The organism is Micromonospora sp. NPDC051543, assembly GCF_044454415.1.
GTDB lineage: Bacteria > Actinomycetota > Actinomycetes > Mycobacteriales > Micromonosporaceae > Micromonospora.
This window is the reverse complement of the sequence record NZ_JBITDT010000017.1, coordinates 52,181-67,304: the sequence shown is the minus strand read 5'-3', so window position 1 is coordinate 67,304 and position 15,124 is coordinate 52,181. Positions and strand designations below refer to the sequence as shown.

The window sequence follows — 15,124 nt, the reverse complement described above, 5'->3', positions numbered from 1 at the left end:
GGATCAGCGACCGGCGGTCACCGACCGCCGGTCGTCGCGTTGCCGGCGACGGCGGATCTTCCGGGCGACCCAGCTGACCACCATGACGACGAAGACCGCGCCGATGGCGTAGTTGAACCAGTCGCTGTACCGCTCGACGTTCTGCCACCGGCTGCCCAGCGCGTAACCGGCCCCGACGATGAGGGCGTTCCACACGCCGCTGCCGATCGTGGTGAGCAGGACGAACTGGCCCAGCGGCATCCGGTTGGCCCCGGCCGGAACGGAGACCAGGCTGCGGACCACCGGCACCACCCGGCCGATCAGCACCGCCCAACGGCCGTGCCGCTCGAACCAGCGGTCGGCCCTCTCCAGGTCGTCGCGGTCCACCAGGGGGATGCGGTCCAGCCAGCGCTTGAGCCGTTCCTCGCCGAGCGCCGCGCCGAGCCAGTAGAGCACCAGCGCGCCGACCAGCGAGCCGACGGTCGCGGCGACAATGACGAGGACGACGTTGAACTGACCCTCGTGGGCCAGGAAACCCGCCATCGCCAGCACGATCTCGCTGGGGATCGGCGGGACGATGCTCTCCAACGCGACCAGCAGGGCCACGCCCACCGGACCCATCGCCTCGATGACGGACGCCACCCACCCGGTCAGGCCGGTGAACTCGGAGGGGTCACCAGCCTGGGCGTACGCCATTGGTCATCCTTCCGACGGGCCTACGGGGGGATCGGGTTGTCATACCCAATGATCGGCGTGGCACACCTGCGGGTGACCCGCGCCACGAACGGCTTCAGTCCTGCGGGTGCAGCGCGGTGTCGGCCGGGCCCTGTCGCCAGGCGGTGAAACTCACCGTCAGGCCGCCGCGCGTCGGCGCGCAGCAGAACGGGCCGGCCATCGCCTCGGCCTCCGGGTCCAGCGGGGCGAGTCGGACCAGCCGCCACGGCGCGTCGGCCACCCGCGCCCGTACGGTCAGCGCGTCACCGGCCCGACTGACCCGCACGGTCACCTCCTGACCCGCCCACCCCGGCACCGGGGCCACCGACCAGTCGGAGAACTCCCGGGTCACCACGGCACCGAGCTGCGACTCGCCGTCGCTCACCTCGACACCCGCCTTGACCCACGTCCCCTCGTCCACCCGGACCATGGCGCCGGCCTGGTCGAACTGCGCGGAGAAGTCGAGCCGGAAGCTCACCTCCATGGCCGCGCCGACGGGGAGCGGCGCGAGCAGCGCCGGCCCGTTGTCGTGGACGAAGCCGTAGCTGGTCCGCCGCCAGAAGTCGGTCTCCGCCCCGGCTTCGACGACCAGCTCACCGGCCGGACCGTGTTCGGCGCGCACCGGCGGGTGCAACCACCGGCCCCGGGACCAGTCCAACTCATCGCTCGGCGGTACGAGGTCGGTCTCCATGCCGGGCAGGGTACCGACCGCCGCCGTCCGTCAGGTTTGCCGTGGAGATCAACTGGAGAGATTTTCGCGGCATGGGTGACCGTTGGTACTCCGAAGCCGTCGTCTACTGCCTCGACATCGACACGTACGCCGACTCGGACGGCGACGGTGTGGGCGACATCCGTGGTCTGATCGGCCGGTTGGACTACCTGGCCCGGCTGGGCGTGACGTGCCTGTGGCTGCACCCGATCCACCCGTCGCCGAACCGCGACGACGGGTACGACGTCACCGACTTCTACAACGTCGACCCCCGCTTCGGCACCCTGGGTGACTTCGCCGAGTTGCTGCACCAGGCGCAGAACCGGGGCATCCGCGTGATCATCGACCTGGTCGTCAACCACACCTCGGACGAGCACCCCTGGTTCCAGTCCGCCCGCTCCTCGCCCGACTCGCCGTACCGGGACTGGTTCGTCTGGTCCGACACCGAGCCGGACGACCGCCACCAGGGCATGGTCTTCCCCGGGGAACAGAAGGAGACGTGGAGCTACGACCGCACCGCGAAGGCGTGGTTCTACCACCGCTTCTACAAGTTCCAGCCGGACCTGAACTTCGCCAACCCCGAGGTCCGGGCCGAGGTCAAGAAGATCATGTCGTTCTGGCTCCAGCTCGGGGTCTCCGGCTTCCGGATGGACGCGGTGCCGTTCATCATCGAGCTGACCGAGCCGGGCAACCCGGACTCCCCGAAGGACTTCGAGTTCCTCACCGAGATGCGCCAGCACGTGCAGTGGCGGCGCGGGGACGCCGTCCTGCTCGCCGAGGCGAACGTCGAACCGGACCAGCTTCCGACGTTCTTCGGCGATGCCAGCGGCTCCGGAAACCGGATCCACATGCTCTTCGACTTCATGCTCAACGGCCGGCTCGTGCTCGCCCTCGCGCGGCAGGACCCGGAGTCGCTGATCGAGGCGTTGCGTGACACACCGAAGCTCCCGGTCGGTGGGCAGTGGGCCACCTTCCTGCGCAACCACGACGAGATCGACCTGTCCCGGTTGACGACCGAACAGCGCAACCAGGTGTACGCCGAGTTCGGTCCGGACGAGAACATGCGCATCTACGACCGGGGCATCCGCCGCCGGCTCGCCCCGATGCTCGGCAACGACCGGCGGCGCATCGAGCTGGCGTACGCCCTGCAGTTCTCCCTGCGCGGCACTCCGGTGCTGCGCTACGGCGAGGAGATCGGGATGGGCGAGGACCTGTCGCTACCCGGGCGGGAGGCGATCCGTACGCCGATGCAGTGGTCGTACAAGCCGAATGCCGGCTTCTCCACGGCGGATGCGGAGAAGCTGGTCCGCCCGGTGATCGACAAGGGTGAGTTCGGTTACCAGAACGTCAACGTCACCGCCCAGCGTGGCGACCCGAAGTCGCTGCTCGCCTGGTTCGAGCGCATGATCCGTACCCTTCGGGAGGCCCCCGAGATCGGCTCCGGCTCCACCACGCACATCGACGTGGAGATGCCGCCCGGGGTACTGGCGCACCGCGCGGACGGACCGACCGGCACGATGGTCTTCCTGCACAACCTGGGTACCGACGACGTCGATGTGGACCTGAGCAGCCTCGAAGCGGAGGCCGACCTGCCGATCGACGTGCTCACCGACCGTGGCTACGGCGAGCTGGGCAAGCTCGGCGCGGTGAAGGTCTCCGGGTACGGGTACCGGTGGATTCGCCTCTGCCGGGGGCGCGGCTACTGACCACGAGGGGACCGCGCCGATCGGCGCGGTCCCCTCGGTCTGAACGATGGCCGGTCAGCGCACCCCGAATGCCCGCAGCACGGTCTGCCGGACCGAGTTGCCCGAGCCGTCGGCGGCGTCGGCCCGCAGCGACACGTACCGCGCACCCTTCGGCGCTCGCAGCGTCGCCGTCCAGGCGCCGTCCTTGGCGCGGTCCAGCGTCTGTCGCTGCCAGTGCGCGCCGTCGTCGTACGAGATCTCCAGCCGGACCGGCCGGATGCTGGCGCACCCGGTCACGCCGGGCAGGTGCGCGGCGGAGAGGGTCAGCGCGGTCCGGTCCTTCGCGGTGCCGGCGGCGTCGGTGTCGACGCCGTAGTCGAGCTGGAGCAACGGCAGCACGCTCGACTCCACCCCGGCGGCCGGCGCCTTCGAACGGAACGTCCACTCGGTGGTGGTGCTGGTCGAGTACGCCCCGACGGTCGGGTCCTGGGTGGTACCGACCACCAACCGGTACGGCAGGTCGCCCGCGCTCGGCGCGGTGCCGCTGACCCACGTGCTGGTGCTCTCGCCGAGCAGCGTCCCGCCCTGGTAGAGCCGGTTGGTCTGCCCCGCGGCGCTCATCGCCATGCCGACGTGGTCGTCGCCACCCCAGCCGGGCACGTCCAGGTTGAGGCTGTCCCCGGAGCGGGTCGGCAGCTTGAAGTTGTTGTTCAGGTGCGGCCGCTCGATCGGCGTGAAGAACCGCTCCTGACTCCTGCTGCCGGCGCGGAAGCTGGTCCGGGGGTCGATCTGGTACGTGGTGGAGTCGAGGTACGCCTCCTGGCCCCAGGTGTAGAGGTCGCCGGTGGACACCCAGTCCGTGCGGGTCGGCGCGAGCGGCCGGTTGCTGGTCTGGCCGATGCCCCAGTTGTTGTACGAGGGCCAGTCGTAGCGGAATTCGCCACCCCGCGTCTGCGGGGTCGGCACGTTGAAGCCGACGTCCACCCGGGCCAGCGTCTTCGGGGTCTCGGTCCGGCTCAGGTTGCCCGGAATCCGGTTGTGGTACGCCTGGACCAGGTCGTACACGTAGTCCGCGACCGGCTGCGAGACGACCTCGACCCTCGTGGATCCGCGCTGCACCTGCCGGATCAACGCCTCACCCTCGTCGGTGCTGAGCATCGCCACCTCGATCGGCGTGGGTGTGAAGAAGTCGATCGAGTAGTCGCGCACCTCGCGCCACGGGAAGTCGTTGACGACCAGCATCATCTTCGCCCCGGCGGCGGTCGCCGCGGCGGCCTGCTCGGCGTCGGTGACGTCCCAGTTGCGCCGGACCACGACCACCGCGCCCCGGGCGTTCAACCCGGCGTAGTCGCCCGCCGCGCCGTTGCCGGCGAACACCGTCGGCAACGTCCACCTGCCCTTCGGCAACTGGGTGGTGCCCTGCTGACGTACCACGTCGTCGAAGTTCACCTTCGTCGTGCCCACGGTCAGCACCGGCTGCTCCTTGCGCCACCGGGCACCCAGGTAGAAGTCGCCGTGCCGTACGTCCCGGCTGGTGGGCTGCGCCCAGAAGCTGTCGTAGAACACCCCGCCGGCGATGAACGAGCGCCAGCGGCCCTCACCCTGGGACCGGTAGTAGTCCAGCCGGGTGAACGTGTCGGCGGTCTGCTGCGGCACCGACGACTCGACCTGGCGGGCCGCCTTCCCGTCCAGCCGGACCGTGGTGTCCGCATTCAGGTTGATGTCGGGGTTTCCGAGCAGCGCCACGCCGAGTGAGTTCGGTCCGTGGCTGCCGGTGACGTTCAGGAAGCTCATCGCCGACCAGACGCCCTCCGGCAGGTAGAGCTGCGCGACTCCGTCCCCGTCGGTCTCGACGAAGCTGATGTCGTAGCTGCCCGGCTGGCCCAGCTCGACGATGCCACTGGCGGGCTTGCCGGCCCGGTCGGTCATCTCCAACCGGAGCTGGTGGTACGGCGTGTAGGTGCCCAGCGCGACGGCCGTGCGGGTCAGCACCGCCCGATCCGGTCCGGTGGCGACGATCTGGCCGGTGTACCGGCTGCCGGTGGCGGCCCGGGAGGTGTCGGTGGTCAGCGTGACGCTGGCGGTGCCGTTCGCGGGCACGGTCAGCTGCGCCGCCGACAGGCTGAACAGCCCGGCCGGCGCGTTCGGCGCGTCCACCGACAGGGCCAGCGTGCGAGGTTGCCCGGTGGTGTTGGTGTACGTCAGCGGGTGCGTGGCCCTCGTGGTGCCCTGTCGCACGCTGGTGGAGACGGCTCCGGTGGCGACGATCGGGGCCCGCACGGCGGCGGCGACGTCGACCCGGCCGGTGCCGGCCTGGTACGCGTCGTACTGCGGGGTGGCCTTGGTCGTGCTGACCAGGGCGTCCTTGAGTTGCTGTCCCGTCCAGCCCGGGTGCCGGGCGGCGAGCAGGGCAGCGGCACCGGCGACGTGCGGCGCGGCCATCGAGGTGCCGTCCAGGCTCTGGTACGGGCCCTCGCCGGGCGCGTACTGCGAACGGGCCGCCAGCACAGCGACGCCGGGCGCGGTCAGCTCGGGCTTGATGGCCTCGTCGCTGATCCGGGGACCCTGGCTGGAGAAGGAGGCGAGCTGGTCGTCGCCGTCGACCGCGCCGACGGTCAACGCCGCGTCCGCCGCACCCGGTGCGCTCACGCTGCCGGGCAGCCCGGCGTTGCCGGCGGAGATGACGAACAGCGCGCCGGTCTCGGCGCTGAGCGTGTTGACCGCCTGGCTCAGCGGGTCGGTTCCGTCGCCGGGCTGATTGGAGCCGAGGCTCATGTTGACGATGCTGGCGTCGGCCTGCCGCGTCGCCCATTCCATGCCGGCGAGGATCCAGGAGTCCATCCCGGAGCCGTTGTCGCTGAGCACCTTGCCGATGGCGAGCCGGGCGTCGGGGGCGACACCCCTCTCCCGGCCACCGGAGGCGGCGCCGGTTCCGGCGATGGTGGAGGCGACGTGGGTGCCGTGCCCGACCCGGTCGGTGAGTTCCTCGCCCGGCACGAACACGGCGGACGTGCTGATCCGGTCGGTCAGGTCCGGGTGCGCCGCGTCGATGCCGGTGTCCAGGATGGCGACCCGTACGCCCGCGCCGGTGTCGCCGCCGGCCCAGACAGCGGGAGCGCCGATCTGTGCGGTGGTGTCGGCGAGGTCGGCGTGTACGCGTCCGTCGAGCCAGATCTTGGCGATCCCGCCCGAGAAGCGTCCCTTGTCGCCGGTCGGGGCGAGCGCCCTCGCGTCCGGGGCGGCCGTGATCGCGGTCCAGAACTCGTCGGCCCGGTCGCGGTCCTCGCTGAGCGCGGCACCGGAGATGCTACTCAGGGTACGGGTGCGGGTCGCACCGGCCGGTGCGCCGCTGGTGCGCAGGCCGGCGCTCCCGGCGTCGTACGAGACGATCAGGGGCAGGTGGTCCGTTCCCCGGTCGTCGTACCCGTCGGCGATCAGGCGGGTGACGTTGAACAGCCGCTTGTCCAGGGTGTTCGCGGCCACGTAGGGCAGCACGGACTGCGGGTAGACGTACAGGTCGTCGCCGGCCTCGACCACCCGCACGGCCGTCGGGGCGCCGCCGGGACCGCGTACGTCGAGGGTGCCGCCGTTGGCGCCCTGCCGGGTGGTGACCACGTCGCCGGTGATGAGGGTGACCGAGTGGGCGCCGGGCGGGGTGGGCAGATCTGTCACGGGGGGCGAGCCGGGGTTTGCCGGTGCACCGGGGGCGGCCAGGGCGGGTGTGCCACCGGTCGCCGCGAGGGCCGTGGAGACCATGGCGGCGAGCCAGGCTCCACGGGTACGCGAGAACTTCAACTGATGTCGTTCCTTGCCTCGTCGTCTGTTCGCTGGCGGGGTGACAGCGAACGGGACGCTACGCGCGGAAGATCATCTGGTACAGATCGCTTGTGTAAAGCGATGGTCATCGCTGGTAACTGCCGGTCAGGAGTTAGGCTCCTCCGATCACCCCAAGTTACCCGGAGGTAATCATGTCGGAGGAGCAGCGCGTCGCCATCGTCACCGGAGCCGCACGCGGTATCGGTGCCGCCACCGCCCGGCGGCTGGCCGCCGACGGGATGGCAGTGGCGGTCGTCGACATCGACGAGGCGGCCACCAAGGAGACGGTGGACGCCATCGCCGGCGCGGGTGGTCGCGCGCTCGGCGTGGGTGCCGACGTGTCCGACCGTGACCAGGTCGGGGCCGCCGTCGAGCGGGTCGCCGCCGAACTGGGCGCTCCCACCGTCCTGGTCAACAACGCCGGCGTGCTGCGCGACAACCTGCTGTTCAAGATGACCAACGCCGACTGGGACACGGTCATGGGCGTACACCTGCGCGGGGCGTTCCTGTTCAGCCAGGCCGCCCAGAAGCACATGGTGGACCGCAAGTGGGGGCGGATCGTCAACCTGTCCAGCACCTCCGCGCTGGGCAACCGGGGGCAGGCGAACTACGCCGCCGCCAAGGCGGGCCTCCAGGGCTTCACCAAGACGCTCGCCATCGAGCTGGGGCCGTTCGGGGTGACCGTCAACGCCGTCGCGCCCGGCTTCATCGTCACCGACATGACGGCGGCCACCGCCGCTCGCATGAAGGTCGACTTCGAGGACTTCCAGAAGCACGCCGCCGCCGAGATCCCGGTGCGCCGGCCGGGACGCCCGGAGGACGTCGCCCACACCATCTCGTTCCTGGCCAGCGAGGGCGCCGGCTTCGTCTCCGGCCAGGTCATCTACGTGGCCGGCGGCCCACGGGCCTGACCTGCTCCGCTTCCGTTCCGCGGCCCGGCCGGTCAGGCCGGGTCGCGGCGGGTGCGCCAGAGCCAGAAGAGGCCCAGCACCGGCAGGGCGAGCGGGATGTAGCCGTACCCGCTGCCGAACTGGGACCACACCGTCTCGTCCGGGAAGAGGGCCTTGTCGGCCAGGCTCAGGATGCCGACCGCGACGACACCGACCAGCTCCACCGAACAGCACACCAGCGCCACCCGTCGGCCGGTGTGCCCGGCCCGGGCCAGACCCACCGCGGCCACGATGTAGATGAGCGCGGCCAGGGCGGAGAGCAGGTACGCCACCGGCGCCTCGTCGAACTTCGTGGCGATCTGTAGGCCCGCCCGACTCGTCGCCGCGATGGCGAACAGCAGGTAGACCGCGATCAACAGACGGCCGGGGCCGGAGTTCGTGCGTTGCCGGGCCGGACGAGTCTCAACCACCGAGGACCTCCCAGGTCTGCTGCAACCGCACCACCACGACCGGCGTCACCAGGCAGACCGCGCAGACGATCGCCGACCCCCACCGGGTCGGTTCCATCCGGGCCAGCACCCAGGCCAGCGGTGGCAGGCAGACCAGCGTGACCAGGTAGCCGAAGAACGCGCCGGGCTCGCCCGGCCGGTCGCCGCCGCCGACCGCCACGAGGGCCAGCACACCCAACGCGAGCAACACCAACTCGAGTACGGCCAGACCGGCGAACTGCACCCGGTCCGGCGGCCGGTGGCGTACCGCCACGACCAGCGCCCACACGGCGACGAGCAGCGACAGCACGATCGACACCGTCGCGAGGAGCCCGTCCACCGGCGAGCCGGCCGCCGCGCTGGTCATCGGCCCCACCCGGTCGTCGCCTCGGTCACCGGCACAGCCTACTAACCGTCGTAGTACCCGCCGCGCGCTGCCTGGCCGTCGCGCCCCTCGGCTGCCGTCGCGCGGGCCCGGCACCCTCCACCTGACGTCCTTTGCTCTGCTTCACTCAAGGAAACACCTGGCGTCCGATTATCGGACGTCGGGTGTTTCCTGGGTTGAAGCAGAGCAAAGGACGGACGTCACCTACCCCCTTGCCACCCGGCGCAGGGCGACGCGGGCGACGCCAGACCAGGGACATCACGAGCACGCCGGACGACGGCCGGCGAACCACCCGACTCGTCGGTTGGCGACCCGCCATCGGCGTGGCCAGCAGGGCGACTAGCGTGGATCACGTCCGTGGCGTCGCCACGGTGGGGGGAAACAGCGGAGGTACACGTGCTGCGGTTCGGCTTGTTCGGCACCGGTCACTGGGCGATCGAGACGCACGGGAAGGCGCTGCACGCCCACCCGGACGCGGAGCTGGTCGGGGTGTGGGGGCGTAACCCGGAGCGGGCCTCCGCGCTGGCCGAGCGGTACGGCGTGCCCGCGTACGCCGACGTCGACGCCCTCATCGAGCTGTGCGAGGCCGTCGCCGTCGCGCTGCCCCCGGACGTCCAGGCCGACATCGCGGTCCGGGCCGCCAATGCCGGCCGGCACCTGCTGCTGGACAAGCCGTTGGCGCTCACCGTGGACGACGCCGACCGGGTGGTCGCCGCCGCCGAGGCGTCGGGAGTGGCCTCCGTGGTGTTCTTCACCCAGCGGTTCCAGCCGAACGTCACCGCGTTCCTCGCGTCGACCGCCGCCGCCGGTGGCTGGCAGCACGGCCGCACCACGGCGTTCGCGTCGATCTTCCAGGACGGTAGCCCGTACGGCGGCTCGCTGTGGCGTCGCGAGCACGGCGCGCTCTGGGACATCGCCCCGCACGCGCTCTCGATCCTCCTGCCGGTGCTGGGCAAGGTCACCCAGGTGGCCGCGATGGACGGCCCGAGCGGGATGGTGCACCTGTTGCTCACCCACGAGGGCGGCGCGACCAGCAGCGTCTCGCTCTCCCTCGACGCGCCGACCGAGGCCATGGCCCGGGAGTTCGTGTTCTACGGCGAGAACGGCATCGAGACCGTGCCGCACGGCGAGAACGACGCCGCGACGGCGTTCGGTGTGGCGATCGACCAGCTCGTCGAGCAGGTCCAGTCCGGTGCCCGCGACCACCGCTGCGACGTCCGCTTCGGCCGCGAGGTGGTCACGATCATCGCCGCCGCCGAGGAGGCCCGCCAACAATCCCGCACGATCCCCCTCCCCTAACCCCGTCCCACCCTCCCCCTTCGCCTGACCCCGTTGATCATGAAGTTATTGCTCCGACACGCCGGGCCGGGTGGCAATAACTTCATGATCAACGGGGTCTGGGGTCTGGGGTCTGGGGTTTGGGGTGTGGGGGCCGGAGGGGTGGGGTTCAGGTGGGGGTTGTTAGGGCGTCGGTTAGTTCTTCGGGGTTGTCGAACTGTTCGGGTGGTAGGGCCTGGAGCAGGTGCAGCATGGTCGTGTCGGCGCCGTTCTCCTGCGCCCAGCGGACGAGGTCCTCGCGGGAGACCGGGTAGTCGAGCCCGGCCAGGTACTCCTGCAACTGCACGCCTGACACGGTCATGTCGGATGGCTACCCGTTCGGGTCAGGCGTACACGCTGACGGCGTGTCGGCTCGCGACGCGCCGACGGTTTGTCGACGTGAGCGCCGGGTAGCCGCTCCCATGCTGGTTCAGCGGCTCGGCGCGCCGAGCGACTTCGACCCGTTGCTGGAGCGCGTTCGGGACGCCCGGGTGGTGATGATCGGCGAGTCCACGCACGGCAGTTACGACTACTACCGGCTCCGTGAACAGTTGACCCGTCGGCTGATCGCGGAGTGCGGCTTCTCGTTCGTGGCCGTGGAGGGCGACTGGCCGGACTGCGACCGGGTGCACCGCTCGGTCACCGCCGCGCCCGGCGGGGCCCTCGATCCGCAGAGCGCGCTGGAGGGCTTCGAGCGGTGGCCGACCTGGATGTGGGCCAACGCCGAGGTCGCGCGCTTCTGTCGGTGGCTGCGGGCGTGGAACCTGCAACGGCCCGAGGGCGAGCGGACCGGGTTCCACGGGCTCGACGTCTACAGCCTCTGGGAGTCGATGCAGGCGATCTTCGACTACCTGGGGGAGGAGGACCCGACCTCGCTGGAGGCGGCGCAGGACGCGTACCGGTGCTTCGAGCCGTACGGCAAGCGGGTCGAGGAGTACGGCGCGGCCAGCCGGTTCGTCTCCGCCCGGTGCGAGGAGGAGGTGGTCCGGCTGTTGGCGCGTACCCGGGAACAGGCCATGTCGGACGGCCCGGACCGCTTCTCGGCCTGGCAGAACGCGGAGGTGGTGGCCGGCGCGGAGCGCTACTACCGGGCGATGGTGGCCGGCGGTCCGGACTCGTGGAACATCCGCGACACCCACATGCAGGACACTTTGGACCGGCTGCTGCACCGCTACGGCCCGGACGCCCGAGGGATCGTCTGGGCGCACAACACGCACGTGGGGGACGCGCGGGCCACCGACATGGCCGCCGACGGGATGGTCAACATTGGTCAGTTGGCCCGTGAACGGCACGGCGACGACGCGGTGGCGCTGATCGGGTTCGGCACCTACCGGGGCACGGTGATCGCCGCTCCCCGGTGGGGCTCGCCCTCGGAGGCGATGGTGGTGCCGCCGGCTCGGGAGGGCTCGGTGGAGCGGCGGCTGCACGAGCTGATGCCCGAGCGGGCGGTGCTCGTCTTCGGCGGCGACGACCAGCCGGGCTGGGTCACCGAGCCGGCGGACCACCGGGCGATCGGGGTGGTCTACGACCCGTCGTTCGAGTCCTGGGGCAACTATGTGCCGACCCGCCTGGCCGCCCGCTACGACGCGCTGATCTGGTGCGACGAGACGACAGCCCTGCACCCGCTGGCCGTCCCCGCCGCCCCCGGCGAGATGGAGACGTACCCGGCCGGCGTGTGACCGGGCCAGCGCGGATCATGGAGTTGTGGTGCCGGACGAAGTGCCCGAGTCAGGGCGCGACGGGCACCACAACTCCATGATCGACCAGGCTGGGGCCTAGACCCTCGTGGGTTCCTGGGTCGTGAGGTGGTCGCGGAGGCCTTCGCCCTCGATGTCGACGTTGGGCAGGGCGCGGTTCAGCCAGCGGGGCAGCCACCAGGCGCGGTCACCGAGCAGGGACATCACGGCCGGGACGATGGTCATGCGGACCACGAAGGCGTCGATGGCCACACCGATGGCGAGCGCGAAGCCCATCGACTTGATCACCGGGTCATCGAGGAAGACGAAGCCCCCGAACACCGACATCATGATCAGCGCGGCGGCGGTGACCACCCGGGCGCCGTGCCCCATGCCGCTGATCGTGGCCGCCCGGGCGCTCTCGCCGTGCACGAAGTCCTCCCGCATCCGGGACACCAGGAACACCTCGTAGTCCATGGCGAGCCCGAAGAGGATGCCGATGAGCAGGATCGGCAGGAAGCTGATCAGCGGGCCGGGCGTGTCCAGGCCGACCAGGTCGGCGAGGTGCCCCTGCTGGAACACCGCCACCGTGATGCCGAACGTGGCGGCGACGGTGAGCAGGAAGCCCAGCGCGGCCTTGACCGGCACCAGCAGCGAGCGGAACACCAGCATCAGCAGCAGGACCGACAACCCGACCACCAGCAGCAGGTAGACCGGCAGCGCGTCGGACAGCTTCTCGGAGACGTCGATGCCGATCGCGGTGACGCCGGTGAGCAGGACGTCCGCGCCTCGGATGCCGCTGACCGAGCCACGGATGTCGTGCACCAGCGTCTCGGTGGCCTCGTCGGTCGGGCCGGTCTTGGGCACCACGCCGAGCAGCGCCGTCCGGCCGTCCGGGCTGAGCTGCGGCGGCGCCACCGCGAGGACGTTCTCGGTACGTTGCAGCAGCGCGGTGACCTGCGGTACGGCGGCCGCGGTCGCCTGTGCGTCGTCGCCGGCCACGACCACCGCGAGCCGGCCCGTGAAGCCCGGGCCGAAGCCCTCGACGGTCAGGTCGTTCGCCACCCGGGCGGGAGAGCCGACGGCGGCCGTCGCCGCGCCCGGCAACGCCAGCCGCATGTCGGGCGTGGGCAGCGCGAGCAGCCCCAGGCCGAGTAGCCCGACCAGGATGACGGGTACGCGGAAACGGGTGACGAACCGGGCCCAGCGGAAGCCGAACCGGGTGCGGTCCTCGGCCGGGGCCGGCCGGTCGAGGTCCGCGTCGGTGCCCGGCGTGCCCTCGTTGGCGAGCGCCCGCAGCCGGCGGGGGAGCACCCGGCGACCGGCGAAGCCGAGCAGCGCCGGCTGCAGGGTGATGGCGACGAGGACGGCCACGGTGACGGTGCCGGCGGCGGCGAGACCCATGACGGTGAGGAACGGGATGTCCACCACGGCCAGTCCGGCGAGCGCGATGACGACGGTGGCGCCCGCGAAGACCACTGCGGAGCCGGCGGTGCCGACGGCCCGGCCGACGGCCTCGTCCGGCGGCAGGCCGTCGAGCAGGTTCTGTCGGTGCCGGGAGGTGATGAACAGCGAGTAGTCGATGCCCACGGCGAGGCCGAGCATCAGCGCGAGGATCGGTGCCGTGCTGGTCAACTCGATGACGCCGCTGAGCGCGAACAGGCCGGCCATGCCGACGCCCACGCCGATCAGCGCGTTGAGCATGGTCATGCCGGCGGCCACCAGCGAGCCGAAAGTGATGATCAGGACGATCGCGGCGACCAGGACGCCGAGCGCCTCGGTCGAGCCGATCTCCGGCTCCCCGCCCAGCACCTCACCGCCCGGGGCGACCTGCCAGCCCTTGGCCTTGGCGGCCGCGCCGACCTCCTCGTACGCGGTCTTCTGCTCGTCGGTCACCTCGTCCGCTCCGGTGGCGAACTGGACCTGCACCAGCGCGTACCGGCCGTTGGGCGAGACCGCGCCGACCTGGAGCGGGTTGACCGCGCCGACGACGCCGGGCAGCGTCCCGGCCTGCTGGACCAGTTCCTGCACCACGGCCTGGCCCTCCGGGGTGGCCAGTTGGCCGTCCCCGGGCGCCTTGAGCGTGATCGTGCCCGTGGCGCCGCTGGCCGCGGGGAACTGCTCGCTGAGCAGGTCCAGCGCGCGCTGGCTCTCGGTTCCGGGCATGGTGAAGTTGCTCGCCGTCGGTCCGCGCAGGGTGGCCGCGGCGAGGCCGGCACCGACGAGTACGACGAGCCAGAGCGCGACGACGAGCCGTCGCCGGCGCAGCGCGCCCCGGCCGAGCCGGTAGAGCAGGGTGGCCATCAGGAGTCCTTGTCCTCGGTCGTGGGTGGTTGGGGCTGGGGTGTTCCGACGGGTTCGACGGCCCGCCGGGCGAGGGTGAGCAGGGCGGGACGCAGCTCGTCGTCGGGGATGTCGACGAACTCGGCGCACGCCTCGGAGATGCCGGCCAACAGCACCAGCGCGGCGATCCGGGCGCCGGGGCGGTCGGAGTGGCCGGCCAGCGCGTCGCGCAGCCGTTCGGAGATCTGCTGGATGTGGGCGAAGGCCGGCTGGCACAGCAGCTCCGGGAACTCGCCGCGCAGGACGGCGATCTCCCGCCGGAACCGGACCGCGAGGTCGACGAAGCCGACCGCGGCGACGTCCTGGGCGGCCGCGCCGGTCAGGCCGCTGAGCTGGTCGTCGAGGTCGGTCAGCACCGTGATGGCCGGTGCCATCAGCTCGGCGAGCAGGGCTTCCTTGTTGGCGAAGTGGTACAGCACGGTGGCCTTGGAGCAGCCGACCTCGCGGGCGATGTCCTGCAACGAGGTGCCCCGGTAGCCGGTCACCGCGAACCGTCGCGCCGCTGCGGCCAGGATCTCGCCGTGCGTCTCGGACACCGCTCTCGCCATCACCGGTCCACCTCCGCGAACCAGCATGCCTGACCGATCGGTCAGACCCTGACCGATCGGTCAGACGAACCGGGTGGCGTTCCCCACACCCGGTTTCTGTTTTAGTCCGCGTGCTCCGCGTCGTACCTGGTCCGCGCCTCGGCGATCGCCCGGCGGTGCCGTTCCGCCCAACTCGTCAGGGCCACCAGCGACTCGTACAGCTCCAGGGCCATCGGGGTGGCCACGTACTCGACCTTCGGTGGCACGGTCGGATAGACGGTGCGGTGCAGCAGGCCGTCGCGTTCCAGGTTGCGCAGGGTCAGCGTGAGCATCCGGCGGCTGATGCCCTCGATGTGCCGCTCCAACTCGGTGAAGCGCACCGGGCCGTGCGAGGCGGCCACCAGGATGCCGATGCTCCACTTGCCGCCGACCCGGTCGAGGACCTCGCGGACGGTGCACGCCCGGGCCTGCCCGGGGGTGAAGGGCACGTTCTCCGCCGAGCAGGTCAGCTCGGCCTCCACCAGGGCGGACACATCGCTGTTCCTCTGGGACACGACAGTGCCTCCTTCCGCTCCCGCTCATGGTCACAGACGAT

General features: G+C 71.3%; 13 protein-coding genes. 4 read left to right on the top strand and 9 right to left on the bottom strand.

Going from position 1 to position 15,124, the window contains the following annotated elements; all coding sequences use genetic code 11:
* Window positions 1–3: 3 nt before the first annotated feature.
* On the bottom strand, window positions 4–675 hold the full coding sequence (locus ACIA3K_RS26405; protein WP_396804349.1) for a DedA family protein: 672 nt from the start codon (window positions 673–675) through the stop codon (window positions 4–6).
* A 94-nt stretch (window positions 676–769) separates the two neighbouring features.
* Entirely contained in the window at window positions 770–1,384 is a 615-nt protein-coding gene (locus tag ACIA3K_RS26400; protein ID WP_396804348.1) for a DUF1349 domain-containing protein, read from the bottom strand.
* 71 nt (window positions 1,385–1,455) lie between these two features.
* Here ACIA3K_RS26400 and ACIA3K_RS26395 point away from each other — a divergent pair, with 71 nt between their 5' ends.
* Window positions 1,456–3,108, top strand: a complete 1,653-nt coding sequence (locus ACIA3K_RS26395; protein WP_396804347.1) for an alpha-amylase family protein — start codon at window positions 1,456–1,458, stop codon at window positions 3,106–3,108.
* Between the two features lie 54 nt (window positions 3,109–3,162).
* Here ACIA3K_RS26395 and ACIA3K_RS26390 read toward each other — a convergent pair whose 3' ends face one another.
* Window positions 3,163–6,759, bottom strand: coding sequence for a S8 family serine peptidase (locus ACIA3K_RS26390; RefSeq protein ID WP_396804346.1), 3,597 nt, complete (start codon window positions 6,757–6,759; stop codon window positions 3,163–3,165).
* Window positions 6,760–7,055: 296 nt separating this feature from the next.
* On the opposite strand from ACIA3K_RS26390, the gene fabG reads away from it, so the two are divergent.
* Complete coding sequence (gene fabG, locus ACIA3K_RS26385) at window positions 7,056–7,814, top strand: 3-oxoacyl-ACP reductase FabG (RefSeq protein WP_396804345.1); 759 nt, start codon at window positions 7,056–7,058, stop codon at window positions 7,812–7,814.
* Window positions 7,815–7,846: 32 nt separating this feature from the next.
* On the opposite strand, the gene ACIA3K_RS26380 is transcribed toward fabG, so the two are convergent.
* A complete protein-coding gene (locus ACIA3K_RS26380) occupies window positions 7,847–8,263 on the bottom strand; it encodes a hypothetical protein (protein ID WP_396804344.1) in 417 nt (138 codons plus the stop codon).
* Window positions 8,256–8,648 (bottom strand): hypothetical protein, encoded by a 393-nt coding sequence (locus ACIA3K_RS26375; RefSeq protein ID WP_396804343.1) that lies wholly within the window; start codon window positions 8,646–8,648, stop codon window positions 8,256–8,258. Before ACIA3K_RS26375 ends, ACIA3K_RS26380 begins: the two co-directional genes overlap by 8 nt.
* A 414-nt stretch (window positions 8,649–9,062) precedes the next feature.
* On the opposite strand from ACIA3K_RS26375, the gene ACIA3K_RS26370 reads away from it, so the two are divergent.
* Window positions 9,063–9,965, top strand: a complete 903-nt coding sequence (locus tag ACIA3K_RS26370; RefSeq protein ID WP_396804342.1) for a Gfo/Idh/MocA family protein — start codon at window positions 9,063–9,065, stop codon at window positions 9,963–9,965.
* Window positions 9,966–10,113: 148 nt separating this feature from the next.
* Here ACIA3K_RS26370 and ACIA3K_RS26365 read toward each other — a convergent pair whose 3' ends face one another.
* Window positions 10,114–10,305 carry a DUF2795 domain-containing protein gene (locus ACIA3K_RS26365; RefSeq protein WP_355052830.1) on the bottom strand — a complete coding sequence of 64 codons (192 nt, stop codon included), beginning with the start codon at window positions 10,303–10,305 and terminating at the stop codon, window positions 10,114–10,116.
* Window positions 10,306–10,405: 100 nt separating this feature from the next.
* On the opposite strand from ACIA3K_RS26365, the gene ACIA3K_RS26360 reads away from it, so the two are divergent.
* Complete coding sequence (locus ACIA3K_RS26360; protein WP_396804341.1) at window positions 10,406–11,662, top strand: erythromycin esterase family protein; 1,257 nt, start codon at window positions 10,406–10,408, stop codon at window positions 11,660–11,662.
* A 96-nt stretch (window positions 11,663–11,758) separates the two neighbouring features.
* Here ACIA3K_RS26360 and ACIA3K_RS26355 read toward each other — a convergent pair whose 3' ends face one another.
* From ACIA3K_RS26355 to ACIA3K_RS26345, 3 genes are all read right to left on the bottom strand, one after another.
* Complete coding sequence (locus ACIA3K_RS26355; RefSeq protein ID WP_396804340.1) at window positions 11,759–13,963, bottom strand: MMPL family transporter; 2,205 nt, start codon at window positions 13,961–13,963, stop codon at window positions 11,759–11,761.
* Window positions 13,963–14,550 carry a helix-turn-helix domain-containing protein gene (locus ACIA3K_RS26350; protein ID WP_357133898.1) on the bottom strand — a complete coding sequence of 196 codons (588 nt, stop codon included), beginning with the start codon at window positions 14,548–14,550 and terminating at the stop codon, window positions 13,963–13,965. Before ACIA3K_RS26350 ends, ACIA3K_RS26355 begins: the two co-directional genes overlap by 1 nt.
* Window positions 14,551–14,651: 101 nt before the next feature.
* On the bottom strand, window positions 14,652–15,038 hold the full coding sequence (locus ACIA3K_RS26345; protein ID WP_396804407.1) for a winged helix-turn-helix transcriptional regulator: 387 nt from the start codon (window positions 15,036–15,038) through the stop codon (window positions 14,652–14,654).
* Window positions 15,039–15,124 lie beyond the last annotated feature (86 nt).